Annotated in this window: 22 protein-coding genes; 15 read left to right on the forward strand and 7 right to left on the reverse strand. The window is 70.5% G+C overall.

Annotated elements, in window-relative coordinates; translation table 11 throughout:
* The first annotated feature begins 720 nt into the window (after positions 1-720).
* From ACIA77_RS07895 to ACIA77_RS07925, 7 genes are all read left to right on the forward strand, one after another.
* A complete protein-coding gene (locus ACIA77_RS07895; RefSeq protein WP_395885041.1) occupies positions 721-1,566 on the forward strand; it encodes an HAD family hydrolase in 846 nt (281 codons plus the stop codon).
* 541 nt (positions 1,567-2,107) lie between these two features.
* The gene (locus tag ACIA77_RS07900; RefSeq protein WP_395885042.1) at positions 2,108-3,940 is read left to right on the forward strand and encodes a glycoside hydrolase family 3 protein; all 1,833 of its coding nucleotides are present in this window, start codon (positions 2,108-2,110) and stop codon (positions 3,938-3,940) included.
* Positions 3,937-5,202 carry an exo-beta-N-acetylmuramidase NamZ domain-containing protein gene (locus ACIA77_RS07905; RefSeq protein ID WP_395885043.1) on the forward strand — a complete coding sequence of 422 codons (1,266 nt, stop codon included), beginning with the start codon at positions 3,937-3,939 and terminating at the stop codon, positions 5,200-5,202. The genes ACIA77_RS07900 and ACIA77_RS07905 overlap by 4 nt, the downstream gene beginning before the upstream one ends.
* 11 nt (positions 5,203-5,213) lie before the next feature.
* Positions 5,214-6,977, forward strand: a complete 1,764-nt coding sequence (locus ACIA77_RS07910) for a serine hydrolase (RefSeq protein WP_395885044.1) — start codon at positions 5,214-5,216, stop codon at positions 6,975-6,977.
* A 211-nt stretch (positions 6,978-7,188) separates the two neighbouring features.
* Positions 7,189-8,190: a MurR/RpiR family transcriptional regulator gene (locus ACIA77_RS07915; protein WP_395885045.1), complete on the forward strand. Its 1,002-nt coding sequence runs from the start codon at positions 7,189-7,191 to the stop codon at positions 8,188-8,190.
* Between the two features lie 17 nt (positions 8,191-8,207).
* Entirely contained in the window at positions 8,208-9,137 is a 930-nt protein-coding gene (murQ, locus tag ACIA77_RS07920; protein ID WP_395885046.1) for an N-acetylmuramic acid 6-phosphate etherase, read from the forward strand.
* 366 nt (positions 9,138-9,503) lie between these two features.
* Positions 9,504-10,535 carry a HoxN/HupN/NixA family nickel/cobalt transporter gene (locus tag ACIA77_RS07925; RefSeq protein ID WP_395885620.1) on the forward strand — a complete coding sequence of 344 codons (1,032 nt, stop codon included), beginning with the start codon at positions 9,504-9,506 and terminating at the stop codon, positions 10,533-10,535.
* Here ACIA77_RS07925 and ACIA77_RS07930 read toward each other — a convergent pair.
* The 5 genes from ACIA77_RS07930 to ACIA77_RS07950 all read right to left on the reverse strand — a co-directional run bounded on the left by ACIA77_RS07930 (position 10,519) and on the right by ACIA77_RS07950 (position 15,756).
* A complete protein-coding gene (locus tag ACIA77_RS07930; RefSeq protein WP_395885047.1) occupies positions 10,519-12,315 on the reverse strand; it encodes a helix-turn-helix domain-containing protein in 1,797 nt (598 codons plus the stop codon). The two genes, ACIA77_RS07925 and ACIA77_RS07930, sit on opposite strands and share 17 nt — an antisense overlap.
* A complete protein-coding gene (locus ACIA77_RS07935; protein WP_395885621.1) occupies positions 12,312-13,634 on the reverse strand; it encodes an MFS transporter in 1,323 nt (440 codons plus the stop codon). Before ACIA77_RS07935 ends, ACIA77_RS07930 begins: the two co-directional genes overlap by 4 nt.
* A gap of 42 nt (positions 13,635-13,676) precedes the next feature.
* Positions 13,677-14,450, reverse strand: a complete 774-nt coding sequence (locus ACIA77_RS07940; RefSeq protein ID WP_395885048.1) for a 3-hydroxybutyrate dehydrogenase — start codon at positions 14,448-14,450, stop codon at positions 13,677-13,679.
* 89 nt (positions 14,451-14,539) lie between these two features.
* Positions 14,540-15,262 carry an oxidoreductase gene (locus ACIA77_RS07945; protein ID WP_395885049.1) on the reverse strand — a complete coding sequence of 241 codons (723 nt, stop codon included), beginning with the start codon at positions 15,260-15,262 and terminating at the stop codon, positions 14,540-14,542.
* Positions 15,259-15,756 carry a phosphoribosyltransferase gene (locus tag ACIA77_RS07950; RefSeq protein ID WP_395885050.1) on the reverse strand — a complete coding sequence of 166 codons (498 nt, stop codon included), beginning with the start codon at positions 15,754-15,756 and terminating at the stop codon, positions 15,259-15,261. The genes ACIA77_RS07945 and ACIA77_RS07950 overlap by 4 nt, the downstream gene beginning before the upstream one ends.
* 115 nt (positions 15,757-15,871) lie before the next feature.
* Here ACIA77_RS07950 and ACIA77_RS07955 point away from each other — a divergent pair, with 115 nt between their 5' ends.
* From ACIA77_RS07955 to ACIA77_RS07965, 3 genes are all read left to right on the forward strand, one after another.
* Positions 15,872-16,453 carry a GNAT family N-acetyltransferase gene (locus ACIA77_RS07955; protein WP_395885051.1) on the forward strand — a complete coding sequence of 194 codons (582 nt, stop codon included), beginning with the start codon at positions 15,872-15,874 and terminating at the stop codon, positions 16,451-16,453.
* 94 nt (positions 16,454-16,547) lie between these two features.
* Positions 16,548-18,527: an acetate--CoA ligase gene (gene acs, locus ACIA77_RS07960; RefSeq protein WP_395885052.1), complete on the forward strand. Its 1,980-nt coding sequence runs from the start codon at positions 16,548-16,550 to the stop codon at positions 18,525-18,527.
* Positions 18,528-18,670: 143 nt separating this feature from the next.
* Positions 18,671-19,147, forward strand: coding sequence for a DUF6319 family protein (locus ACIA77_RS07965; protein ID WP_395885053.1), 477 nt, complete (start codon positions 18,671-18,673; stop codon positions 19,145-19,147).
* A 44-nt stretch (positions 19,148-19,191) separates the two neighbouring features.
* Here ACIA77_RS07965 and ACIA77_RS07970 read toward each other — a convergent pair whose 3' ends face one another.
* Entirely contained in the window at positions 19,192-19,524 is a 333-nt protein-coding gene (locus tag ACIA77_RS07970) for a cupin domain-containing protein (RefSeq protein WP_395885054.1), read from the reverse strand.
* A 149-nt stretch (positions 19,525-19,673) separates the two neighbouring features.
* Between ACIA77_RS07970 and ACIA77_RS07975 the strand changes: the two genes are divergently transcribed.
* Together ACIA77_RS07975 and ACIA77_RS07980 are read left to right on the forward strand one after the other, a co-directional pair.
* Positions 19,674-20,333 carry a DUF2848 domain-containing protein gene (locus tag ACIA77_RS07975; RefSeq protein WP_395885055.1) on the forward strand — a complete coding sequence of 220 codons (660 nt, stop codon included), beginning with the start codon at positions 19,674-19,676 and terminating at the stop codon, positions 20,331-20,333.
* Between the two features lie 109 nt (positions 20,334-20,442).
* Positions 20,443-21,171 (forward strand): VIT family protein, encoded by a 729-nt coding sequence (locus ACIA77_RS07980; protein WP_395885056.1) that lies wholly within the window; start codon positions 20,443-20,445, stop codon positions 21,169-21,171.
* On the opposite strand, the gene ACIA77_RS07985 is transcribed toward ACIA77_RS07980, so the two are convergent.
* Positions 21,172-22,629 carry a peptide MFS transporter gene (locus ACIA77_RS07985; RefSeq protein ID WP_395885057.1) on the reverse strand — a complete coding sequence of 486 codons (1,458 nt, stop codon included), beginning with the start codon at positions 22,627-22,629 and terminating at the stop codon, positions 21,172-21,174. It abuts the gene before it with no gap.
* 208 nt (positions 22,630-22,837) lie between these two features.
* Here ACIA77_RS07985 and nhaA point away from each other — a divergent pair, with 208 nt between their 5' ends.
* The 3 genes from nhaA to ACIA77_RS08000 are packed head-to-tail and all read left to right on the forward strand — an operon-like array spanning position 22,838 to position 25,556.
* Positions 22,838-24,025, forward strand: a complete 1,188-nt coding sequence (gene nhaA, locus ACIA77_RS07990) for a Na+/H+ antiporter NhaA (protein WP_395885058.1) — start codon at positions 22,838-22,840, stop codon at positions 24,023-24,025.
* A gap of 59 nt (positions 24,026-24,084) precedes the next feature.
* Complete coding sequence (locus ACIA77_RS07995) at positions 24,085-24,582, forward strand: phage holin family protein (RefSeq protein WP_395885059.1); 498 nt, start codon at positions 24,085-24,087, stop codon at positions 24,580-24,582.
* A 23-nt stretch (positions 24,583-24,605) separates the two neighbouring features.
* Positions 24,606-25,556, forward strand: a complete 951-nt coding sequence (locus tag ACIA77_RS08000; RefSeq protein WP_395885060.1) for an alpha/beta fold hydrolase — start codon at positions 24,606-24,608, stop codon at positions 25,554-25,556.
* The last annotated feature ends 9 nt before the right edge of the window (positions 25,557-25,565 follow it).

Consider the following 25,565-nt stretch of genomic DNA (forward strand, 5'->3'; position numbering starts at 1 on the left):
ACGGCTCCCTTCGGGCTCCCTCGACAACGAAATCGCAGGCAGCCCCGCCCAAGTGTATTCAGTAAGCCAGGAGCAGGCAGTCGCAGGTAAGCACGTGATTTCATCCGGCTCGACGCGCGGGGACTGGCCGAAGTGGACCGAGGCCGGGGTGGGTGTGGGCGTTGCACGGGTCTCCCCCTTGGTGGGGCCCAGGTGAGGCACACCGGGCGTGGTTCCACGGTCGCCGGGGGGCGGCGGTGTCGGCAATGGGCGAGGGGGCTGCCTGTGGACAACTGGGGGTTTGTGGACAACTCGCGCTCAAAACCGGCCACCGGGAGCGCGTGGCCGGGTGGATGGGGCACAATGCGCGGCCCCGCGGAGCAAAACGGAGCGGGGAATTCCGGGGGCGGCGCAATTTCGACGGAAAAGCTCCCGGCGATCCACGCCTGCGAAGGAAAAAGTACTTAGCCCCCACAAAAGAGGGCGGCCCTCGCCAGGGGGGAGGGACGAGGGCCGCCGTGGGTTCAGCCCCGGGGGGTCGGACTGAACCGGCCCGGTTGGACACCGGGTCCCCACACTTTAACTCCGCCGGGCACCGGTTGGCGCTGTGAGTGACACCTACGATTCGGTAACGGCATCCAGAGCCGGATGCCCTGTCTTGTCATGGATTTTCCGCCGGGCGGGCGCGCCGGTGTTCGATCAACGCGTCAAGGGGCGCGCGAGTTCTCCTATCCTGATCACGTGGCCGAACCCAGCAGCGCACCGCCGCGCGAATCCGCCCCCGGGGAACCCCGGCGAGCCGTCGCCGCGTTCTTCGATCTCGACAAGACGATCATCGCTTCTTCCAGCGCGCTGGCGTTCAGCAAACCATTGCTCAGAGAAGGGCTGATCAACCGCCGCGCGGCATTGCGTAGCGCGTACGCACAACTCGTCTTCTCCCTCTCGGGCGCCGACGCCGACAAGACCGAACGCATGCGCGCCGAGGTCTCGAAGCTGTGCGCGGGCTGGGACGTCTCGCAGGTTTCGGCGATCGTGCGGGAAACGCTGCACGACGTGGTGGACCCGCTCGTGTACGTCGAGGCCACCGATCTCATCGCGCGCCACCTCGCCGACGGCCACGACGTCGTGATCCTCTCCGCGACCGGCGAGGAGGTCGCCGCGCCCGTGGCCGCGATGCTCGGCGCGACCCGGTGCGTCGCGACGCGCATGGAGATCGCCGACGGCCGCTACACCGGCGAAGTCGACTTCTACTGCTACGGCGACAACAAGGCCGTCGCCGCGAAGCAGCTCGCCGCGACGTACGGGTACGACCTCGCGGACTCCTACGCCTACACCGATTCGAGCACGGACATCCCCCTGCTGGAGGTCGTCGGTCACCCGCACGCCGTGAACCCCGACAAGCTCCTGCGCCGCGAGGCCGGCGAGCGCGGCTGGCCGATCCTCGCGTTCGAGCGCCCGATGTCGCTGCGCGGCCGGATCCCCGCTCGTTCGGCCGGGATGGTGGCGCTCGGCGTGGGCGCCGTCGCGGCGGGCGCGACGTGGTACAGCCTGAGCCGTCGCCGACGGTTCCGAACCCCGCCGAGCTGAGCACCCACACGGCGGTACCGGACCCGGATTTTCCCAGCGCAGAGCCGAATCGGCAGTTGCTGAGGGTGCTTGACTCACCGGATCGAGCCTCTTTTGCCGGTGCACCCGTCCACGCTCTTGAAGTGACCGGGCTCACGGCGTAGAAAGTAGGTGCGGACGTCGAGCCGGCCAGGGCAGAGGTAGAAGAGAAGCCTCTACCACCCCGGGCGACCTCCGTGCGCGGACTCCGGGTACCCACGCGCAGCACGCCGCGGGAGGCTCGTCGTCTAGGGACTGCGTACCGGGACGCCGGACGCCGAGTCCATGAAGGTACGACCAGAGTTGCACGCTTGGTCGCCCGAGATGTTCCGCGCTTGCAGGCGGCGCCCGCCGGCTTCGGCCGACGGGCGCCGCCAGTGTTTCCAGAAGAAATCCCAGGTGAACCACTACGTTCCTGCGCTCGGCCGATGGACAACGCCCTAGCCGGTGAGTAGCTTCCCGATACCGGCGCCGCCAGGTGGACTTCTCACCACCCGCGGCGCACGACACTGGGAGGCCTTTCGTGACGAACCGACTCGCGCGCACGCGCCCGCGGAGAACCCATGCGCTCGCTGTTCCCCTCGCGGGGCTGCTCGCCGTCGCCGGTCTCGGCGCGACCGCGTCGACCGCGTCCGGCAGCACCCCGGCGGCCCCGCCCGTGACGGCCACCGACGCGGCCGCCCGGCAGGCGCTCCACGGCATGACGCTGGAGGAGAAGGTCGGCCAGCTCTTCGTCACCTGGGTCAACGGCAAGTCCGCCGACGAGGTGAACCCCAAGAACCAGGCCGATTTCGGCGTCGACACCGCCGCGCAGGTGATCCGCAAGTACCACCTCGGCGGCGTCATCTACTTCAACAACGACACCCGCGACAACTTCGACGACCCCACGCAGGTCGCCAAGCTCTCCAACGGCCTCCAGCAGGCCGCCGTCACCAGCGGCGCCCACATCCCGCTGCAGATCGGCACCGACCAAGAGGGCGGCACCGTCACCCGCATGGGCGCGCCCGCCACGGAGTTCCCGAACTCGATGGCGATCGCCGCCGGCCGCAGCACCGACGCGGCGAAGCAGGCCGCCACGATCATCGGCCACGAGCTGCGCGCCGTCGGGATCAACCAGGACTTCGCCCCCGACTCCGACGTGAACTCCAACCCGGCCAACCCGGTGATCGGCGTCCGCTCGTTCGCGGGCCAGCCGGGCCTCGCGAGCCAGTTCGTGACGGCCGAGGTCAAGGGCTACCAGGACTCCGGGCGACCGTCCGAAACCGTTTCCTCCACGGCGAAACACTTCCCCGGACACGGCGACGCGGCCACCGACAGCCACACCGGCCTGCCGCGCATCGACCGCAGCGAAGCCGATTGGCGCAAGATCGACGTGCCGCCGTTCAAGGCCGCCATAGCGGCCGGCATCGACTCGATCATGAGCGCCCACATCCAGTTCCCGAGCCTCGACCCGTCGGGTGAGCCGGCCACGCTGTCGAAGCCGATCATCACCGGCAAACTGCGCGACGAACTGGGCTACAACGGCGTGGTGATCACCGATTCCCTCGAGATGGAGGGCGTGCGCGAGCTGCACAGCGACGCCGAAATCCCTGTGCTCGCCTTGAAAGCGGGCGTCGACCAGCTGCTCATGCCGGTGCACCTCGACGTCGCGATCAACTCCGTGATCACCGCCGTGAAGTCCGGCGACCTGCCGATGCAGCGGATCGACCAGAGCGTGCTGCGCGTGCTCAAGCTGAAGCTCGGGCGCGGCATCCTCACCTCGCCGTTCGACAACCCGGCGCTGGTGGCGAAGAAGGTCGGCACGCCGGCGCACCTCGCCACCGCGCAAGGCATCGCCGACAAGTCGATCACCGCCATCGCCAACGACGCCGGCGTGCTGCCGCTCAAGCAGAAGCCCGCCACCGCGCTCGTCACCGGCTGGGGCGTGGCCTCGACGCAGACGCTCGCCGACCGCCTCACCGCCCACGGCACGAAGGCGACCGCGCTGCAGACCGGCCAGACGCCGTCCGACGAGGCCATCGCCCAGGCCGCCGCGGCCGCCGCGAATACCGACCTGGTCGTGGTGCTCACGAACAACATCGGCGGTTTTCCCTTGCAGACCAAGCTGTTGCAGGCACTGATGGCCACCGGCAAGCCCGTGGTCGCCGTGGCCGCGCAGATCCCGTACGACGCCGGGTACGCCAACCCCGTGCCGACCTGGCTCGCGACCTACGGCTACATCACGCCTTCGCTGGAGGCGCTCGCGAAGGTCGTGCTGGGCGAAACGGCCCCGAGTGGCAAGCTGCCGGTCGACGTCCCGGCCGGCGCCGACGTGAACACCGTCAAGTACCCCTTCGGACATGGACTGAGCTGGTGACCGTAAACCGCAGGAAGTTCCTCGCCGTCCCCGCGCTCGCCGTGCCGGTGCTCGCGGGCGGCTCGGCCGTCGCGCAGGCCGCGCCCGCGCAGAACCCGCTCCAGCGCGATGTGCTGACGGGCGCCGAACAGCTCGCCGCGCAGCAGTGGCGGCCGCTCGCCGGGCGCAAGCTCGGCGTCCTCTCCAACCCGACGGGCGTGCTGGCGAGCGGGGACCACGTCGTCGACTCGATGGTCGCCGCCGGGGTCCGGCCCGTCGCGGCGTTCGGCCCGGAGCACGGGTTCCGCGGCAGCGCGCAGGCCGGCGGGTCCGAAGGCGACTACACCGACCCGCGCACCGGCATCCCCGTGTACGACGCGTACGGCGCCGACGCGACGAAGCTCGCGGGCCTGTTCACCAAGGCCGGGCTCGACACGGTCGTGTTCGACATCGCCGACGTCGGCGCCCGCTTCTACACCTACATCTGGTCGCTCTACACGGCGATGGTCGCCGCCGCCAAAGTCGGCGCGGCGTTCGTGGTCCTCGACCGCCCGAACCCGATCGGCGGCCGCGTCGCCGGGCCGGTGCTCGACCCGAAGTTCGCGTCGGGCGTCGGGCGCAAGCCGATCGCGCAGCAGCACGGCATGACCGTCGGCGAGCTGGCGCGCCTGTACGCCGCCGAGTTCCTGCCCGAAGAAGGCGTGAAGCTCGACAAGCTGGAGATCGTCGAGGTCCGCGGCTGGCGGCGCGACGTGCTCTTCCCCGGCACGGGGCTCGACTGGATCATGCCGAGCCCGAACATGCCGACGTTCGACACGGCGCTCGTCTACCCCGGCACCTGCCTGTTCGAAGGCACGCTCTTCGCCGAGGGCCGCGGCACCACGCGCCCGTTCGAGATCATCGGCGCGCCCGGCGTCGACTGGCACTGGCGCGACAAGCTCGAAGCCCTGGACCTGCCGGGCGTGAAGTTCCGCGAGACGTACTTCGTGCCGACGTTCAGCAAGTTCGTCAACGAAACCTGCGGCGGTGTCGAGCTGACGGTGACCGACCCGCGGTCCTTCGACGCCATCACCACGGCCGTGGCCATGCTCGTCACGGCCAAGCAGATCGCCCCCGCCACCTTCGGCTGGCGGCCCGACCACGCCATCGACCTGCTGTCCGGGTCCGACCGGCTGCGCACCTCCATCGACGCCGGCGCCGGGGTCGACGAGGTCACCGGCGCCTGGCGCGCCGAGCTCGCCGCGTTCGACCGCAGACGCCGGCCCTACCTGATCTACCGCTGAGGAGACCGGTCATGCGTGCTAGGAAGGTGCTCGTCGCGACGGTTGCCGTGCTCGTCGCGGCCTCGACCACCGCAGGAGCCCCCGCCATCGCCACCACGCAGCACGATCCGCTCGCCGGGCGTTTCGACGTGCCCCGGCACGGGTTCGCGCCGGCGTTGACGACGTTGCGCGAGGGCGAGCCGGCGGACGTCGGGCTCGACCCGGGCCCGATCCGGGGCGCCGAGCAGTTCCTGGCGAACTGGACGCAACCCGACGCGAGCGGCCACCCGCACTTCTCCGGCGCCGTCGGGCTGCTCGCGCACGACGGCGTGGTCGTCGACCGCTACGCCGTGGGCGGCGCCGTGCGCTACGCCGACGCCGCGGGCACCGAACTGCCGCCCGAGCAGCAGGTGCCGATGCGCGACGACACCATCTTCGACCTGGCGTCGATCTCGAAGCTGTTCACCTCGATCGCCGCGCTGCAGCTGGTCGACCAGGGCAAGCTCGACGTCACCGCGCCCGTGGTCCGCTACCTGCCCGAGTTCGGCGTGAACGGCAAGCAGGACGTGACGATCGAGCAGCTGCTCACGCACACGTCCGGCTTCGACGCCGATCCGGCGCCGTCGCTGTGGGAGGGCTACCCGGACCTCCCGTCGCGCCGCAAGGCCGTGCTCGACAGCCCGCTGAAGAACGCGCCGGGCACGACGTACCTGTACTCCGACCTCAACATGCTCACCCTCGGCTTCGTCGTCGAGAAGCTCACCGGAAAGCCACTGGACCAGGTGGTGCACGACCGGATCACCGCGCCGCTCGGCATGGTCGACACGGGCTACAACCCGCCGGCCTCGAAGCTGGACCGCATCGCCGCGACCGAGTACGAAAGCAACCCACCGCGCGGGCTCGTGCGCGGCCAGGTGCACGACGAGAACGCGTGGTCGCTCGGCGGCGTCGCCGGGCACGCCGGCGTGTTCTCCACCGCGAGCGACCTGGCGATCCTGTGCCAGACGATCCTCAACGGCGGTACCTACCGCGGCACGCGCATCCTGCGGCCGGACACCGTCGAGCAGATGCTGACGAACTACAACCAGCAGTTCCCCGACGACTCCCACGGCCTCGGCTTCGAGCTCGACCAGCCCTGGTACATGGGCGCCCTGTCCTCGCCCGTCACCGCTGGCCACACCGGCTTCACCGGCACGACGCTGGTCATCGACCCGGAGTCGCGCTCCTTCGCGCTGTTGCTGACCAACCGGGTGCACCCCACCCGCAACTGGGGGTCCATCAACACCGCTCGCCAGGTCTGGGCCACCTCGCTGGCCCAGGCGATGGCCGTCCGGCCCGAGGTCGGCCGCGACGCCTGGTACTCGGGCCTCGGTGACAAGTCCACGGCTACGCTGAGTACGCAGCCCTTGACACCGCGATCCACTGGTGCGTGGCAGGTTTCCTTCTACGCTTTCGTGGACACCGAGGGACCTTCTGATCCACTTCAGCTGGAATCGTCCTCCGACGGCGTCAATTGGCAACCGGTCGCCGTGCACGCGACGGGACCGGGCGCGCCGCCGGGAGAGGTGACGTCGCTCTCGGGCCACGGGCACCGCGCCTGGTGGCGGGTGACGGCCGACGTGCCGGCCGGCGGCGTTACGAGCCTCCGCTGGCGTTACAGCACCGATCCGAGTTACACCGGACGCGGAGTTTCTCTAGACGGTGTGAAAGTCACCGAACGCGGCCGGACAGTTCTCGATGGTGAGCGGAACCCGTCGGCGCTCACCGCGATCGGGTGGAAGTTGAGCACCCGGTGACCGCGCTGTCGCGCAGCGCCGAACTGAACCTCCCACTCAGCGATCCGAAGCCTTTTGCAGCGCGACACTAAGTTGCCAAGTCGTTAGCTTGAGGTCGTTAACACCCACGACCTGGTTAGCGACTTTCTGGTCAACGATTAATCGCAAATCGAAGTCCGCAGACACGGACGGGTTGCGATCCTGCCGAAGGATGTGGGTAGCCTTGTCGCAAATGCCAGCGGTTAGTAACTTTCCGACGGTCGACGATGCCGATTCCGTAACCATCCCGGCACCGTCCGGAGAGTCCGCAGCTCAGACCACCGTGCGTGACGCCGACGCCAGCCCGTTGGTCCGCATCCGGTCGCTGCTGCCGGGTCTCGCCCGCGCGGAACAGCGGGTCGCGAAGGTCGTGTTGGAAGACCCCGCGTCCGTCGCGCGGCGCAGCATCACCGAGGTCGCGCTCGCCGCGAACACGAGCGAGACGACGGTCACCCGGTTCTGCAAGGCCGTCGGCGTCGGCGGGTACCCGCAGCTGCGCATCGCGCTGGCCGCGGACACCGCCCGCACCGAAGCCAGAACCACCCGCAACCTGGGTGGCGAAATCGGTCCCGAGGACGACCTGGCCGCCGTGATCGGCAAGGTCAGCTTCGCCGACGCGCGGGCCGTGGAGGAGACCGCCGACCAGCTCGACGTCGCCGAGCTGCAGCGCGTGATCGACCTCGTGGCCGAGGCCGGCCGCGTGGACGTGTACGGCGTGGGCGCGAGCGCCTTCGTGGCCGCCGACCTGCAGCAGAAGCTGCACCGCATCGGCCGCGTGAGCTTCTCGTGGTCCGACACGCACATCATGCTCACCTCGGCCGCGGTCCTGAGCCCCGGCGACATCGCGATCGGTGTCTCGCACACCGGCGCGACCACCGACACCGTCGAGGCCCTGCGGGTCGCCCGTGAGCACGGCGCCATCACCGTCGCGGTCACGAACTTCCCGCGCTCGCCGATCACGGAGGTCGCCGACCACGTGCTCACCACGGCGGCCCGCGAAACCACCTTCCGCTCCGGGGCGACCGCGAGCCGCATCGCCCAGCTCACCGTCATCGACTGCCTGTTCATCGGTGTCGCGCAGCGGCACATGGAGGAGTCCGTCAGCGCGCTGGACGCGACGAGGGACGCGGTCGGCTCGCACCGGCTCGGGGTCAGGCCCGACGGTCGCCGCCGTCCGCGGGAAACCGGTAAGTGAACTCAGAAACGAGGCGCATGATGACCGTCCCCTGCCAGGCGGTGCACGTCGATTCGCCGACCGAGCAGCGCAACCCCCGCACGGTGGACATCGACCTGATGTCCACCATGGGGATCCTCAGCTCGATCAACGCCGAGGATCGCCGGGTGCCCGACGCGGTGGCCGCCGTGCTGCCGCAGCTGGCGCGCGCGGTGGACTACGCCGTCGAAGCCCTGCGGGCCGGCGGCCGCGTGCACTACGTGGGGGCGGGCACCTCGGGCCGGCTGGCCACGCTGGACGCGGCCGAGCTCGTGCCGACGTTCAACGTGCCCGCGGACTGGTTCGTCGCGCACCACGCCGGCGGGGAGAAGGCCCTGCGCCAGGCGGTCGAGAACGCGGAGGACGACGACGAGGCGGGTGCGGCCGAGCTGGCCGCCTCCGTCCGGCCGGGTGACTTCGTGCTCGGCCTCGCCGCGTCCGGGCGCACGCCGTTCGTGCTCGGCGCCCTGGAGGCGTCGAGCCGCCTCGGCGCGCACACGGGCCTGGTCTCGGCCAACCCCCGCGCGGCCAAGCCGGCCGGGGTCGACGTGCTCATCGCCGTGGCCACCGGCCCGGAGGTGATCGCCGGCTCGACCCGGATGAAGGCGGGCACTGCGCAGAAGCTGATCCTCACGTCGTTCTCCACGGCCACGATGATCAAGCTGGGCAAGACGTACTCGAACCTGATGGTCAGCATGCGGGCGACCAACGCGAAGCTGCGCGGCCGCACGATCCGGATCCTTCAGGAAGCCACGGGCCTGACCATGGCCGAGTGCTCCGACGCGCTCACCGACGCCGGCGGCGACCTCAAGGTGGCGCTGGTGCACCTGCTGTCCGGCTCCGACGTCGAGCACGCTGCGGCCGCCCTGGAGGCGAACAGCGGCCACGTCCGCAAGGCGCTGGACTCCCTGCACTTACGCGCGGGCTGAATTGTCTGCCTCGGCTCCGCCGAGGCGGCGAGATCGCTGAGACCCGGTTTCTTCCCTCACGATGTGCTCGGCCGGGGGCCGAGCACATCGCTCAGTCCAGAAACCGGCGCGATCTCGCGCTGTGGCGAGGGAGGTAGATCTCGCGATCGCTGCGGTGGTGTGCCGGAATTCGGCGAAGAGCCCCTCACCTCGGGTGGTGAGGGGCTCGTGTTGTGAACCTTCGCGTATTGCGGATCATCTTTTCATCTGCTTACTCTCTCAGGTGTTGCCCGCGAGAGAAGGCAGGTTCGCATGGCCGGGGTCGCCGCACCGCCCACGTCCGGCAGGAAGCCGCTGACGAGGCGGGAGTGGGGGTCGATCTCGGGGATGGCGGCGGTGATCCTGCTGCTGAACCTGCTGGGCTGGGGCGTGCTGGTGCTGGTCATCGCCCCGCACCACTACGACCTCGGCGCGTCGGGCGCGTTCGGCATCGGGCTGGGGGTCACGGCGTTCACGCTGGGCATGCGGCACGCGTTCGACGCCGACCACATCGCCGCGATCGACAACACCACGCGCAAGCTCATGGCCGACGGCCGGCGGCCCCTGTCGGTCGGGTTCTGGTTCTCCCTGGGGCATTCGACGATCGTGTTCGGGTTGTGCCTGCTGCTGTCGCTGGGCGTGCGCGCGGTGGCCGGGCAGCTGCAGGACGATTCGTCCGCGCTGCACCGGACGACGGGCCTGATCGGCACGTCCGTCTCGGGCGTTTTCCTCTACCTCATCGCGATCATGAACCTCGTCGTGCTCGTCGGGATCATCCGGGTCTTCGCGAAGATGCGCCGCGGTGAGCTGGACGAGGAAGCCCTGGAGCGCCACCTCGACAACCGCGGTCTGATGAACCGGCTGCTACGCGGCGCGACGAAAGCCGTGCGCAAGCCGTGGCACATCTACCCCGTGGGTGTCCTCTTCGGACTCGGCTTCGACACCGCGACGGAGATCGGCCTGCTCGTGCTCGCCGCCGGCGCGGCCGCGTTCGCCCTGCCCTGGTACGCGATCCTCGTGCTGCCGGTGCTATTCGCCGCCGGCATGAGCCTGTTCGACGCCGCCGACGGGGTGTTCATGAACTTCGCCTACGGCTGGGCGTTCGCGCGGCCGATCCGCAAGATCTACTACAACATCACCGTCACGGCGCTGTCCGTGGCCGTCGCGCTGGTGATCGGCACGATCGAGCTCGTGTCGATCCTCACGGAGAAGCTGGACATCACGAACGGTCCCCTCGCGGCGATCGCGGACATCAACCTCGACTACGTGGGCTTCGGGATCATCGGGCTGTTCGTGGTGACGTGGCTGGTCGCGCTCGCCGTGTGGCGGTTCGGGCGCATCGAGGAGAAGTGGTCGGCGCGGCTCAACCCGGCTGAGTAGGGCCGAGTTCGGCCAGCCTCAGCGCGAGCTGGATCTCCAGCGCGCGGCCGGGGTCGCGCCAGTCGTCGCCCAGCAGCGCCGAAACGCGGTCGAGCCGCTGCACCACGGTGTTCACGTGGACGTGCAGCACGTCCTTGGCGCGCGCCAGGTTCCCGCCGGTCGCGAAGTACGCCCGCAGCGTGCCGGCGAGGTCCGTGCCGCGGCGGGCGTCGTAGTCCAGCACGGGGCCGAGCGTCGCGCGGACGTAGGCCGGCAGGTCGGCGTGGCGGCCGAGCAGCACGCCGAGGAACCCCAGGTCGGCCATCGCCGCGCCGTCGCCTTCACGCCCGAGCGCCAGCAGCGTGCTGACGCAGCGCACGGCCTCGCTGTACGCCTCGGCGAGCGCGGCGGGTCCCTTCGCGGGCCCGGCGGCACCGACCGTGACCGGACAGTCCACAACGGACCGGAGCTCACTCGCCACCTTGGCGGCCGCGACCCCGGCAGGAGCGAGCGCCACGACCTGCTCGGCGTGCACCCCCACCAGGTCACCGAACCGCGCGCACGCCGACGCCAGGGCCCGCCGGGACGTGCCCGGCGCGTGGGCGACCAGCACCACGTGCGGGGCCGCCAGGTCGACCCCCAGCCGGCGCGCGCGGGCCGTCAGCGACGCCGGGTTGCGCGCCGGCGCGGTCAGCAGGTCGGTGAGCAGTTCGCCGCGCACCTCGTCCTCGGCCTGCGCGACGGACCGCCGCAGCATCAGCAGCAGCGCCGTCACCACGGCCGCGCGTTCGAACAGCCGGCGGTCGGCGCCCGCGAGCTCGGGCCGGCCCGCGAGCGTCAGGCTCCCCAGCAGCTCCTGGCCCGCCTGCACCGCGCACACCCAGGTGTCCTCTGTGGACTCTGCCCGCCCGCTCGCGCGCGAAGACGCCACGGCCGGCCCGTCGAACGGCAACGGCGAGCCCGCCAGCAGCTCGCCCGACGCGTCGTGCACGGCGATCTCCCCGCGCAGCACGCCGGCCACCTCGGCGGCGACCTCCGGCAGGTCCCCGCCGCGCAGCACGAGGTCCATGAGCCGGTCGTGCGCTTCGTCGGCGCGGCGCATGGTCGCGTTGACGGCGTTCAGCTCAGCCGCCGACTGCCGCGTCTCGTCGAGCAGGTGCGCGTTGTCCAGCGCGATCGCCGCGTGGTTGGCCAGCGAAGACAGCAGCGCGACCTCCGCCGTCGAGAACTCGCGTGGCGAGCGGTCCGAGGCGTACAGCACGCCGAGCACCTTGCCACCGATCGCCAGCGGCACGCCCAGGATCGCCGTGAGCCCCTCCTCGAGCACACCGGTGTCGATCGGGGCCGTGTGCCGGAAGCGCGCGTCGGCGAAGTAGTCCGCGGTCGCGTACGGGCGCGCCGTCTGCGCCACGAGCCCACCCAGCCCCTCACCCATGCCGAGCACGATCTGCTGGAACAGCGCCGAAACCGAGCCGTCGGTCACCCGGATGTAGGTCTTGCCGGCGGCTTCGTCGTTGAGGCTCAGGTACGACACGTCCACGCCGAGCAGCGTGCGGGCGCGCCGCACGATCGACCGCAGCACCGCGTCCGGGTCTCGCAGCCGCGCGAGGTCGCTCGCGGTGTCGAACAACGCGGTGAGCTCGGCTTCGCGCCGCTGGTGCTCGGTGAGCGTTTCGCGGATGCGCAGGGCGAGCTCGGCCGCGTCGCCGCCGGCCGCGCGGGCCGCGTGCGCCAGCTGCTCGCTGCTCGCCCCGGTGGCGAGCAGCTCGAGCAGCCGGCGGTTGGCGTCCACGCGGGTCATGCTGTCACTGAAGACCGCCCCGCGTCAGCCGGGAAATCGTGCAGCGACTCGCCGCGCGTTTCACGCGCGGCGAGCAGGGCCAGCAGCGACAGCACGCACATGGCGGCGACGTAGATCGAGACCGGCACCGTGGTGTGGTACGCCTGGAACAGCGCCACGGCGATGATCGGCGCGATCGCGCCCGCCGCGATGGACGACAGCTGCCCGCCCACCGACAGGCCGGTGTAGCGCACGCGCGTCGGGAACTGCTCGGCGAAGAACGCGGCCTGCGGCCCGTACATCGCGCCGTGCACCACGAGCCCGATCGTCGCCGCGCCGATCACCGCGCCCGTCGTGCGCAGGTCCAGCAGCCAGAAGAAGCCGAACGCCCACGCGGCCATCCCGAGCACGCCGAACAGGTACACCGGCTTGCGCCCGATCCGGTCCGACAGCAGGCCCCACAGCGGGATGGTCACGAAGTGCACGGCCGAGGCCACGAGCACGGCCGTCAGCCCGGTCGCCTTCGGCATCCCGAGGCCGGTGGTCACGTACACGAGGATGAACGCGGTGATCACGTAGTACGACACGTTCTCCGCCAGCCGCGCGCCGAAGGTCACGACCAGCCCGCGCAAGTGCCCGCGGAACACGTCGACGATCGGGGCGCGCTCCTGCTCGCCCGCGGCGGCCTTCGCGGCGACGAACACCGGCGACTCGGCCACGGCCAGCCGCACCCACAGCCCGATCGCCACGAGCACACCCGAGAGCAGGAACGGGATCCGCCAGCCCCAGGAGGTGAACGTCGCGTCGGACTGCACCGCGGCGAGGATCGCGAGCACGGCCGTGGCCAGCAGGTTCCCCGCGGGCACGCCGGTCTGCGGCCACGACGCCCAGAACCCGCGCCGCCGGTCGTCGCCGTGCTCCGACACCAGCAGCACCGCGCCGCCCCACTCACCGCCGAGCGCGAAGCCCTGCACGAGCCGCAGCAGTGTGAGCAGGACCGGCGCGAGCACGCCGACCGCGCCGTACGTGGGCAGCACGCCCATGAGGAACGTTGAGCCGCCCATCATCACCAGGCTCACCACGAGCAGGCGCTTGCGCCCGATGCGGTCGCCGAAGTGGCCGAACACGAGCCCGCCGATGGGCCGCGCCAGGAAGCCGACGGCGTAGGTCAGCAACGCCAGCAACGTGCCGGTGAGCGGGTCGGCCGTCGGGAAGAAGAGCTTGTTGAACACCAAAGCGGCGGCCGAGGTGTAGAGGAAGAAGTCGTACCACTCCACGGTGGTGCCGATCAGGCTGGCGCCGACGACCCGGAGCAGCCCGGACCTCGGCGCGGTCGTCACGTTGTCCACTTCGGACTCCACTTCGCTGTGGGGACAGGGGGTTCAGGCGGCCGACCAGCCGCCGTCCAGGGGCAGCGACGCGCCCGTGACGTGGCCGGCGTGTTCGCCGCACAGCCACACCACGAGGTCGGCGACGTCCGCCGGTTCGATGAGCCGCTTGATCGCGGCCCGCCGCAGCAGCACCTGCTCGACGACGTCTTCCGCGTCGAGCCCGTGCTCGGCGGCCTGCGCGTCGAGCTGGGCGGTGACCAGCGGCGTGCGCACGTAGCCGGGGTTCACGCAGTTGCTCGTCACGCCGTGCTCCGCGCCCTCCAGCGCGGCCACTTTGGACAGTCCTTCGAGCGCGTGCTTGGCCGTCACGTACGCGGCCTTGTACGGGCTGGCGCGCAGGCCGTGGACGCTGGAGAGGTTGACGATCCGGCCCCAGCCGCGCGCGTACATCGCGGGCAGCGAGCGGCGGATCAGCAGGAACGGCGCGGTGACCATCAGGGCCTGGATGCGCGCGAACTGCTCGGGCGGGAACTCGTGGAGCGCGGCGACGTGCTGCACCCCCGCGTTGTTCACGAGCACGTCGAGTTCGGTCGGCAGCGCGTCGATCACCGCGGGGTCGGTCAGGTCGCCGACGTGCGCCCAGCCGCCGGCTTCGGCCGCGGCCGCTTCGGCGCCGGCCGCGTCGACGTCGACGACGTGCACCTTGGCCCCCGCCGCCGCAAGCGCCCGCACGCAAGCGAGGCCGATGCCGCCCGCTCCACCGGTCACCAAGGCGACCCGGCCGTCGAGATCACGGGGCGAGCTGTGACGTGCACCACTGGTCATGGGCTACGAGGTTAAGGTGCGCCGACCCCGCCGACCATGTGCCGAGCCACCACAGAACCGCAAGATCCAGTGTGGCCGGGCCACACGCCTCAGCCGGCCGCCGAGGAGATGCTGCGGGCCTCGCGCGCGCCCGCTTCGAAGGCTTCGCAGCAGAACAGCAGCCACTCGCGCACGCCCTCGGGCGTGCCGGTCGCGAAGCCTTCGGCCAGCTCGACGTACTTCGGCACGCGCCGGAAGAACGCCACTTCCGGCACGGTCAGCGACTTGGGGTCCAGCCCCGTCGCGACCATCGACAAGCGCGCCGCCGCGCGGGCGACCACCCCGTCGGCCGAGCCGAACGGCCGCAGCGCGAGCAGCTCGCCGTGCACCACGGCCGTGAGCACCGCGCCGGGCACCGAAGTCGCGCCCGTGACGAGCTGGGCCAGCAGTTCGAGGCGTTCGCCGCCGGAGCGCGGCCGGCCGAGCGCGTTCTGGTCGGTCACGACGTCGGCCGCCGCGAGCACGTGCAGCCGCGCCAGCGCCTGCAACGGCGCGCGCCGCCACGTGGGCAGCATGGACTCGAGCGTCTCGGCCACGCGCAGCGCGCCGGCCAGGAGCGGATCGGCCACCGAACCGTCGGCCGGCAGTTCGGGGTTCGCGCCGTCGATCCCGGCCGACGCGCGGGCCGCGCGCACGGACGCTTCCGCGGCCGTTTCCGCGCCGCCGCGCAGGTTCGCGGGCAGCCGGTGCACGGCGAACACCGCGTCCTGCGCCGCCTTGGCCGCGGCCGCGACGCCGTCGAGGTCCAGCAGCGGCTTCAGCGGGTCGCTCATGCGTCGAGCACCTGGCCCGTGCGCTTGACGACGGGCGGCAGGACCGACCACGGGAAGTTGATCCACCGGTCGGTGCGCCGCCACACGTATTCGCTCTGCACGGTCGAACGCGGCTTCTCGTAGATCACGGCGCAGCGCACGTCGGCCACGTGGTCGGCGCAGAAGTCGCGCACGAGCTTGAGCGTGGCGCCCGTGTCGGCCACGTCGTCGGCGACGAGCACCTTCTTGTTGCTCAGGTCCACGACGTTGGGCACCGGCGGCAGCATCACCGGCAGGTCGAGGCGCTGGTCGACGCCGGTGTAGAACTCGACGTTCATCACGTGCAGGTTCTTCACGTCGAGCGCGTACCCGAGGGCGCCGGCGACGAACAGCCCGCCGCGCGCGATGGAGAGGATGAGGTCCGGTTCGAAGCCGTCGGCTGCCACCTGCTCCGCCAGCTCCCGGCTGGCGCCGCCGAACAACTCCCAGGTGAGCTCTTCCCGCTCGTCAGCCATGCCGCGCCCTCTCCGTTCCGTCGGTCCAGGGAGCATAAGCAACCGGAAAGTGGACTGGTGAAATGATCGAGAGTTGGCTATCAGACGGGACCACTTGCGCCCGTAACTTGGATCCGTGAGCGACTGGAGCGAGCACCCGACCCTGTCCGGCACCCACGTGCGCCTCGAACCGCTGCGGCCGGACCACGTGAAGGGCCTGTTCGAAGCCGGACAGGATCCGGCGATCTGGGCGTGGCTGAGCTCCCGGCAGTTCGAAGACCCGGCCGACGCCGAGCGGTACGTCGAGACGGCCGTCGCCGACCCCGACCGCCGCGCGTTCGCGCAGGTCGACCTCGCCTCCGGCCTCGTCGCCGGCACCACGTCGTATTACCAGATCGTGCCCCAGCACCGGATCCTGTCGATCGGGCACACCTGGCTCGACCCTCGCTGGCAGCGCACCGCGCTCAACACGGAAGCCAAGTTCCTCTTGCTGCGCAACGCGTTCGAGGTGCTCGGCACCCAGCGCGTGGCGTGGGAGACCGACAGCCGGAACCTGCGTTCACAGCGCGCGATCGAACGGCTCGGAGCCCTGCGCGAGGGCGTGCTGCGGGCCCACCGGATCCGCCCGGACGGCACGTCGCGCGACACGGTGGTGTACTCGATGACGGAAGCTGAATGGCCCGGCGCACGCGCCCGGCTGCTGGCCCGCCTCGCCTGACGGCCCGCGACACGGCTGCAAGCTTGTCCTGGGCGGACTAACGTCGCTAGCGTGCCGTGAGCCGCGGGTTCGCACTACAGGAGGCCTTGCAACCATGACCGAGCAGTCCCCAGCTCTGGACAACCTGCTCACCGAGAGCCGCACCTTCCCACCGAGCGACGAGTTCGCCGCTCAGGCCAACGCCAAAGCCGGCATGTACGACAAGGCGGACGCCGATCGGGAGCAGTTCTGGGCCGAGCAGGCCGAGCGCCTGAGCTGGGACACGAAGTGGACCCAAGTACTGGACTGGACCAATGCGCCGTTCGCGAAGTGGTTCGTCGGCGGCAAGCTGAACGTCGCCTACAACTGCGTCGACCGGCACGTCGAGTCCGGCCACGGCGACCAGGTCGCCATCCACTGGGTCGGCGAGCCCGGCGACACCCGTGACATCACCTACGCACAGCTGAAGGACGAGGCCTCCCAGGCCGCCAACGCGCTGACCTCGCTCGGCGTCAAGGCCGGCGACGTCGTCGCGATCCAGCTGCAGATGGTGCCCGAGGCGATCTTCGCGATGCTCGCGTGCGCCCGCATCGGCGCGCTCCACAGCGTGGTCTTCGGCGGCTTCTCCCCGACCGCGCTGCGCGCCCGCGTGGACGACGCGGCGGCGAAGATCGTGATCACCTCCGACGGCCAGTACCGCCGCGGCAAGGCCGCCGCGATGAAGGCCAATGTGGACGAGGCGCTGCAGGGTGCCGAGACCGTGGAGAAGGTCATCGTGGTCCGCCGCACCGGCAGCGACCTCGCGGGCGAGGTGCCCTGGACCGACGGGCGCGACCTGTGGTGGCACGAACTCGTCGACGGCCAGTCGGCCGAGCACGAGCCCGAGGCGTTCGACAGCGAGCACCCGCTGTTCATCCTCTACACCTCCGGCACCACCGGGAAGCCGAAGGGCATCCTGCACACCTCCGGCGGCTACCTCACGCAGGTCGCGTACACGCACCACAACGTGTTCGACCACAAGCCGGGCGAGGACGTGTACTGGTGCACCGCCGACATCGGCTGGATCACCGGCCACAGCTACATCGTGTACGGGCCGCTCGCCAACCGCGTGACGCAGGTCGTGTACGAAGGCACGCCGAACACCCCGCACGAGGGCCGGCACTGGGAGATCGTGCAGAAGTACGAGGTCTCCATCTACTACACCGCGCCGACGCTGATCCGCACGTTCATGAAGTGGGGCGCGGACATCCCGGCCAAGTACGACCTGACGTCGCTGCGCGTGCTCGGCAGCGTCGGCGAGCCGATCAACCCCGAGGCCTGGATCTGGTACCGCGAGACCATCGGCGCGAACAAGACGCCGGTCGTCGACACGTGGTGGCAGACCGAGACCGGCGCGATCATGATCTCGCCGCTGCCGGGCGTCACCACCGCCAAGCCGGGCTCGGCGCAGCGCGCGCTGCCGGGTGTCTCCGCGAAGGTCGTGGACGACCAGGGCAACGAGGTCGCCAAGGGCGGCGGCGGGTACCTGGTGCTCGACAAGCCGTGGCCGTCGATGCTGCGCGGCGTGTGGGGCGACGAGGAGCGCTACCGCGAGACGTACTGGTCGCGTTTCGCCGACCAGGGCTACTACTTCGCCGGTGACGGCGCCAAGTACGACGCCGACGGCGACGTGTGGCTGCTGGGCCGCGTCGACGACGTGATGAACGTGTCGGGCCACCGCATCTCGACCACCGAGGTCGAGTCGGCGCTGGTCTCGCACCCGACCGTGGCCGAGGCGGCTGTGGTCGGCGCGACCGACCCGACGACGGGCCAGGGCATCGTCGCGTTCGTGATCCTGCGCGGGAACGCCGTGGACGGTGGCGAAGCGGCCGTGCAGGAGCTGCGCAACCACGTCGCCAAGGAGATCGGCCCGATCGCGAAGCCGCGCCAGATCATGGTGGTGCCGGAGCTGCCGAAGACGCGCTCGGGCAAGATCATGCGCCGCCTGCTGCGCGACGTCGCGGAGAACCGGGCGATCGGCGACGTGACGACGCTGGCGGACTCCTCGGTCATGGACCTGATCTCGTCCGGCCTGCAGTCGGGCAAGGAAGAGTAGGGGTAAGTTCTCGGTCGTCAGGAAGGGGCTCTCCCGGCCGGGAGGGCCCCTTCCTGCGCGATTACCCTGAATGGCGGACATCGAACGCTTGTTCTAAGATGTGCCGCGGTACCCACCCCTACCCGGGCAAGGAGACGACACGAATGACCGTGGAAGCCTTGACGCACGACGAGGACACTGCGGGCGAAGCGCAGGCCACCGAATCCCCGGAGGCCACGGAGCCCGCCACCCCGGCGGCGTCGTCTTCCGATTCGGCGGAGCCGGCCCCCGCTTCCGAGGAGAAGCCCGCCGAGGAAGCACCGAAGCCGAAGCGCGGCCGGCCGAAGGCCGCCGCGTCCACGGCGAAGAAGACCCGCACGGTTGAGCTCACCCTCACCGTCACCGGCACGGCCGACGGTGAGTGGCAGGCCGAGCTGAAGAACGGCAGCAAGTGGGTCGCGAAGGGCCTGGAGATCCCCGCCGCCGCCGTCTCGCGCGCCGCGCGGGAGCTGCACGAGGACCTGTCGGCTCCGATCGACGAGGTCATCAACCAGGCCCGTGAGGCGCAGGCCGCGAAGGTCGCGCAGCTCGAGGCCGAGCTGGAGGCCGCCAAGGCGGCGCTGGCCGACCTCGACGTCTGACAGTTCTGACCGAGGGCCCGGCACTTCGCGGTGCCGGGCCTTCGTCATGCCAGGGGCGGGTTTCCCGGCAGCGGGGCTTTGAACTCGAGCCAACGACTGTCCACAATGGCCGTCACGCGATGGGGTACGCCCCGCGGGTGCACCACGGTGTCGCCAGGTCCGAACTCGCCCGGCTCACCGTCGACCTCACCGGTGAGCCGGCCTTCGAGGACGTAGCTGACGCTGTCGTGGTCGTGGCTGTGCACAGGTGAGACGACCCCCGCCGGGTAGCGGATCTCGTACACCAGGCCGTGCGCCGCACGCTCGCGTTCGCGGACGAACGCTGTGCCGCCGACGAGCGCCTGTCCTTCCACAGTGGACACTTCCTGCCAGCTCATTCCGCGGACCTCCTCGCCTGCGCCACCCCGACGTGGCCGCTGACCGCCCGCGGGGCAGAACACGGGGCTCGCGGCCGTGGTGACATCTGTGGCCGTGCGGATATACTCCATGTATACACGGCCCGACGCAAGACTCCCGGAGGTTCCACGTGCGCTTCACCCTGCTCGACGGCTCGGAAGTGACGACGTCCGTGCACACCCTGCTCAACGCCGGTTACGCCGGGCGCGGCCAGGACGACGTGGCCGCCCACGTGCGCGAACTCGCCGAACTCGGCGTGCCCGCGCCGTCGGTGACACCCGCGCTGTACCCGATCGCGCCGTACCTCGCGCAGCAGACGGAGACGGTGCCGGCTCAGCACGCGCGCACGTCCGGCGAAGCCGAGTGGGCGCTCGTGATCACCGGTGAAGGCGTGCTGCTCACCGCCGCGTGCGACCACACCGACCGCGCGCTCGAGGTCCACGGCGTGGCCTGGAGCAAGAACGCGGCCCCGGACGTGCTGGCTCGGCGCGCGTGGCGGCTCGCCGACCTCGCCGACCTCGACGCCGTCCGCCTGCAGTCGTGGGTCGACGGCGTGCTGCTGCAGGACGGCACGCTCGCCGAACTGCTCCCGCCGGCGTACTGGCTGCCGGTGCTCCAGGAGCGCGGCCTGGCGACGCCGGGCACCGCGCTGCTGTCGGGCACGCTGCCGATGGACCCGGCCGTGGACCAGTTCGGCAAGAGCTGGCGCGTGGCGATGACGGACCCCGCCACCGGCGACGTCATCGACCTGGCCTACACCGTGGCGCCGCTGCCCGAGCCGATCGGCTGAATTCGGGCGTAGGCAAGGCACAATTAAATAAGGAAACCCTGGCTTAATGTAGTCCAGCCGACAGGGACAATGTGTCGCGGCCGGGGGAATTCCGTGTTTCACTATTCTCGTGACCGAAACGGTGGACACGATGGAATCCCACTTCTCCCACGAACCGCACGACGACGTGGGCGGCAAGCTGAACTGGCTGCGTGCCGGGGTTCTCGGCGCGAACGACGGCATCGTGTCCGTGGCCGGCATCGTGGTGGGGGTCGCGGGTGCCACGACCAGCAGCACGGCGATCCTCACCGCCGGAATCGCGGGGCTCGTCGCCGGTGCGTTTTCGATGGCCGGCGGGGAATACGTGAGCGTGAGCACCCAGCGCGACACGGAACGCGCCCTGCTGCGGCTCGAGAAGCACGAGTTGAAAACGATGCCGGAGGCCGAGGAGCGCGAACTCGCCGGGATCTACGAGGAGAAGGGCCTGTCGAAGGAGCTCGCCGCGCAGGTCGCCCAGGAGCTGACGCAGAAGGACGCGCTGCAGGCGCACGCCGAGGCCGAACTCGGCATCGACCCGGACAACCTCACGAGCCCGTGGCAGGCCGCGTGGGCTTCGCTGCTCGCGTTCACGATCGGCGCGCTGCTGCCGCTGCTGTCCATCGCGTGGACGGCCGTGTCCGTGCGCGTGTGGGCGTGCGCGCTGGCCGTCGTGGTCGGCCTGACGCTCACCGGGTTCGTGAGCGCGAAGCTCGGCAACGCGCAGGTGGGGCGCGCGATCCTCCGCAACGTCGGCGTCGGCGCCCTCACCATGCTCGTCACCTACTTCGTCGGGGTGCTGTTCGGCACCACCGTCGGATGATCAGTGCACGCCCTTCATCAGCTTCTTGATGAACGGGATGCACGCGAGCAGCACCAGGCCGACGACGATCGCGACGCCGCCGATGATGCTGAAGTAGGGCGTCTCGTCGTGCACGTCGTAGGACTCGGCGAGCTTGCCCGACATCGCGGTGCCCAGTGAGACCGACAGGAAGTTCAGCGCCACCATCTGCGTCCGGAACGCCTTGGGCGCGAGCTTCGTGGACAGCGACAGCCCGACCGGCGACAGCATCAGCTCGGCGACCGTGAACACCAGCAGGATGCCGACGAGCGCGATCAGCGGGCTGCCGTTCTGGCCGGTGCCGGTCATCGGCAGGAACAGCAGGAACGCGATGCCCATGAGCACCGTGCCGAGCACGAACTTCATCGGCGTGGACGGCTGCCGGTCGCCGAGCTTCGTCCAGATCGCGGCGATGATCGGCGCCAGGATGATGATGAAGACCGGGTTGATCGAGTTGACCCACGACACGGGCATGAGCCAGCCGAACAGGTCGCGGTTGAGCCGCTGGTCGCTGTAGGCCGCGACGACGGTCGACTGCTGCTGGTACAGCGAGAAGAACGCGGCGCTCGCGATGTACATCGGGATGAACGACAACACGCGGCTGCGCTCTTCGGAGGTGATCTTCCGGCTCGTCAGGATGACCACGAAGTACACGACCGAGATCGCGATGACCACGTAGACGACGACGTCGGCGAGGTTCTCCGGGCCGACGACCCCGGACAGGATCAGCGCGACGATCGCGGCCACGATGACCACCGCGATGCCGACGAAGAGCCAGCGCTGCGACGGCTGCAGCGGGTTGGGGACCTCCGAGGCTTTCGCGCCGAGGTTCTTGCGGCCGAGCGTGTACTGGATCAGGCCGAGCGCCATGCCGATCGCGGCGAGGCCGAACCCGAGGTGGAAACCGACCTCCGACTGGGCGAGCCCGGTCAGCAGCGGGCCGATGAACCCGCCCAGGTTGATGCCCATGTAGAAGATCGTGAAGCCGGCGTCGCGCCGCTCGTCGCCCTCGGCGTAGAGCGTGCCGACGACGGCGGTCGCGTTGGCCTTCAGACCACCGGAGCCGACCGCGACGCACGCGAGACCGACGCCGATGCCCGTCATGCCCGGCAGCAGCGCGAGGGCGATGTGGCCGAGCATGACCAGCACGGCGCTGTAGAACAGCGTGCGCTCGGACCCGAGGATCCGGTCGGCGACCCACGCGCCGATCACGGTGGCGAGGTAGACCGTGCCGCCGTACGCGCCGACGATGCCGAGCGCGGCGCCCTGGTCGATGCCGAGGCCGCCCTTGTCGGCCGAGTAGTAGAGGTAGATGGCGAGGATGCCGAGCATCCCGTAGTAGGAGAACCGCTCCCACATCTCGACGCCGAAGAGGTTCGCCAGTCCTCGTGGGTGCCCGAAGAACCTCGTGTCCTGCTGGACCTCGATGGAGGTGCTCACAACTGTCTCGTTCCTGTCCTGGACAACGTTGTCGTTTCTGGTTGGCATGCTAGAAGGCAAACGCGTGAACGGAACACCGGACCGGGTGTGGGAAGGGTCATTTGCGCCGCTTACGGACACTTCGCGTTCGTTAAGATGAGTTCAAGGTGTGCCGGGAAGCCTGGTCGGCAACAGTCCGTACCGATTGCCGTACCCGGAGGTCCTGCCCGTGAACGCACCCCGCCGAGCCGCCGCCGAATTCGCCCGCTACCTGCGCACGGAGACCACCGGCGGGATCATCCTGCTGGTCGCCACGGCCGTCGCGCTGATCTGGGCGAACTCGCCGGCCGGCGACGTCTACCGGGCCGTGCGCGACTTCCACCTCGGGCCGGAGTTCCTCCACCTGAACCTCTCGGTCGGCGACTGGGCGAAGGACGGCCTGCTCGCGTTGTTCTTCTTCGTCGCCGGGCTGGAGCTCAAGCGGGAACTCGTGGTCGGCGAGCTGTCGCGGGTCAAGCAGGCGGTGCTGCCCGTGATCGCCGCCCTCGGCGGAATGGTCGTACCGGCCGTGGTGGCGTTCACCATCGGCAGCTCAACGCCGGGCTTCGGCCAGGCGTGGGCGATCCCGGTGGCCACCGACATCGCGTTCGCGCTCGGCGTGCTGGCCCTGACCGCGTCGAACCTCCCCGCCAGCGCCCGGGTCTTCCTGCTCTCGCTGGCGGTGGTCGACGACCTCGGCGCGATCCTGGTGATCGCGATCGTCTTCACGGCGGGCTTCAACCTGGTGGCCGCGGGCGTCGCCGTGGTGGCGCTCGGGTTATACGCGTACCTGCAGCACAAGCGCGTGCGCACTCCCTGGCTGTACGTGCCGCTCGCGGTGGTCACGTGGGTCGCGGTGCACTCGGCGGGCATCCACGCCACGATCGCCGGCGTCGCGCTCGGGCTGCTCACGCGCGTGAAGCCCGACGAGGGTGAGGACGAAGCGCCCGCTGTGCGCCTGGAGCACCGCCTGCAGCCGTGGTCCGCCGGCGTCGCGGTGCCGGTGTTCGCGTTGTTCGCCGCCGGTGTTTCGGTGAGCGGTGACGCGCTGGGCCGCGTGTTCACCACGGCCTTGCCGCTGGCCGTCCTGTTCGGATTGGTCGTCGGCAAGTTCGTGGGCATCCTCGGCGCGAGCGCACTGGCGGTGAAGCTGCACGTGGCGGAGAAGCCGACGGGCACGAGCTGGCGCGACTTGTGCGCGCTCGCGGCGCTCGGCGGTGTCGGGTTCACGGTGAGCCTGCTGATCGCCGACCTCGCGCTCACCGGACCGGACACCGACCTGGCGAAGGCGGCGGTGCTGATCGCGTCGGCCATCGCCTCGCTGGCGGCGGCCGGACTGCTGCTGCGGCGCAGCCGGGCACACGCTCGGCGGACCTGATCCCGACACTCCCGGCGGTCCGCCGCGCTTGGCGAAGGGGTCCGTGGCACGATGACCCGGTGAGCAGCCCCAAACACGGACGCACCGGCCCCGACGGCGTGGGGGCCGTGCCGTACCTGCCCCTGTCGAGTGACGAAGAGGCCGCAGCCGCCGAACAGTCCGTCGGCAAACTCGTCGGCGACGCCACCCAGCACCTGTCGACGCTGGTCAGGGCCGAGGTCGAGCTGGCGAAGGCGGAGCTGGTCGGCGAGGCGAAGAAGGGCATGAAGGGTGGCGTCTACTTCCTCATCGCCCTCGCCGTGGGGCTCTACAGCACCTACTTCCTGTTCCTGTTCATCGCGGAGATCCTGTCCGACTGGTGGGGCGTGCGCTGGCCGGCGTTCCTCACCGTGTTCGGCCTGATGCTGCTGACCACCGCGATCACGGCGTTCCTCGGCTGGCGCAAGGTGAAGAAGATCAAGGCGCCCGAGCGCACGATCGACAGCGTCAAGGAGACGGCCGCCGCGCTGAAGCCGCGCCGGAGCGCCGAAGACGACCTGCCGGCGACGCGTCCCTGACGCGCTCGGCCTGGTGCGAACCAGTGCAGCTCACGCCCGACCCGTCGGTCGTCCGCATCGACGGGCCGTGGACGCACCGCGACGTCTCCGCCAACGGCATCCGGCTGCACGTCGCCGAAGCCGGCACCGGACCGCTGGTCCTGTTCCTCCACGGGTTCGGCGAGTTCTGGTGGACGTGGCACCACCAGCTGCGCGGCCTCGCGGATGCCGGTTTCCGCGCCGTGGCCGTGGATCTGCGGGGCTACGGCGACTCCGACAAGCCCCCGCGCGGCTACGACGCGTGGACCCTCGCCGGTGACGTCGGCGGCCTGATCAAGGCCCTCGGCGCGCGCCGCGCCCACCTCGTCGGGCACGCCTGGGGCGGCATGCTCGCGTGGACGGTCGCCTCCCTGCACCCCCGGCTCGTGGCTTCCGTGACGGCCGTGGGAGCCGCGCACCCGCTCGCGCTCAAGTCCGCTGTGCTCCGGTCGGCCCTGCGCCCGCGTGGCGGCCAGGCCCGCGCGGCCGGGCACCTGTTCCGCTTCCAGGTGCCGGTGGCGCCGGAGCGGTGGCTCGTGCGCGACGGCGCCGCCAACGTCGAAGCGCTCTTCCACGCCTGGTCCGGACCGGCGTGGCGGTCCTCTTCGGACTTCGCCACCTCGATGGCGCTGTTCCGCCAGGCGATGCTCGTGCCGGGTGTGGCGCACTCCGCGCTGGAGTACTACCGCTGGGCCTTCCGCGCCCAGTTCCGCGGCGAGGGCCGCCGCTTCACCGACGCGGTGGGCACGCGCGTCGCCGCGCCGGTCCTGCAGCTGCACGGCGCCGTGGACACGTGCATCGTCCCGGAGACCGCGCGCGAGTCCGTGCACTGGGCCGGGCCGCACGGCGAACCGCGCATCTGGCCGGGCGTCGGGCACTTCCCGCACCTGGAGGAACCGGACCGCGTGACGAAGTCCGTTGTGGACTTCCTCGGCTACTGCGCCGTTCATCACTGATCCGACCGC

This window comes from Amycolatopsis sp. NPDC051903, assembly GCF_044452505.1.
Lineage (GTDB): Bacteria > Actinomycetota > Actinomycetes > Mycobacteriales > Pseudonocardiaceae > Amycolatopsis.

Excerpts from the sequence above, each read along its gene's own strand:
- ACIA77_RS07970 (WP_395885054.1), bottom strand. The coding sequence starts at position 19,524 with ATGAGCTGGCAGGAAGTGTCCACTGTGGAAGGACAGGCGCTCGTCGGC.
- murQ (WP_395885046.1), top strand. The coding sequence starts at position 8,208 with ATGATGACCGTCCCCTGCCAGGCGGTGCACGTCGATTCGCCGACCGAG.
- ACIA77_RS07915 (WP_395885045.1), top strand. The coding sequence starts at position 7,189 with ATGCCAGCGGTTAGTAACTTTCCGACGGTCGACGATGCCGATTCCGTA.
- ACIA77_RS07925 (WP_395885620.1), top strand. The coding sequence starts at position 9,504 with ATGGCGGCGGTGATCCTGCTGCTGAACCTGCTGGGCTGGGGCGTGCTG.
- ACIA77_RS07950 (WP_395885050.1), bottom strand. The coding sequence starts at position 15,756 with ATGGCTGACGAGCGGGAAGAGCTCACCTGGGAGTTGTTCGGCGGCGCC.
- acs (WP_395885052.1), top strand. The coding sequence starts at position 16,548 with ATGACCGAGCAGTCCCCAGCTCTGGACAACCTGCTCACCGAGAGCCGC.
- ACIA77_RS07945 (WP_395885049.1), bottom strand. The coding sequence starts at position 15,262 with ATGAGCGACCCGCTGAAGCCGCTGCTGGACCTCGACGGCGTCGCGGCC.
- ACIA77_RS07940 (WP_395885048.1), bottom strand. The coding sequence starts at position 14,450 with ATGACCAGTGGTGCACGTCACAGCTCGCCCCGTGATCTCGACGGCCGG.
- ACIA77_RS07910 (WP_395885044.1), top strand. The coding sequence starts at position 5,214 with ATGCGTGCTAGGAAGGTGCTCGTCGCGACGGTTGCCGTGCTCGTCGCG.
- ACIA77_RS07965 (WP_395885053.1), top strand. The coding sequence starts at position 18,671 with ATGACCGTGGAAGCCTTGACGCACGACGAGGACACTGCGGGCGAAGCG.
- ACIA77_RS07930 (WP_395885047.1), bottom strand. The coding sequence starts at position 12,315 with ATGACCCGCGTGGACGCCAACCGCCGGCTGCTCGAGCTGCTCGCCACC.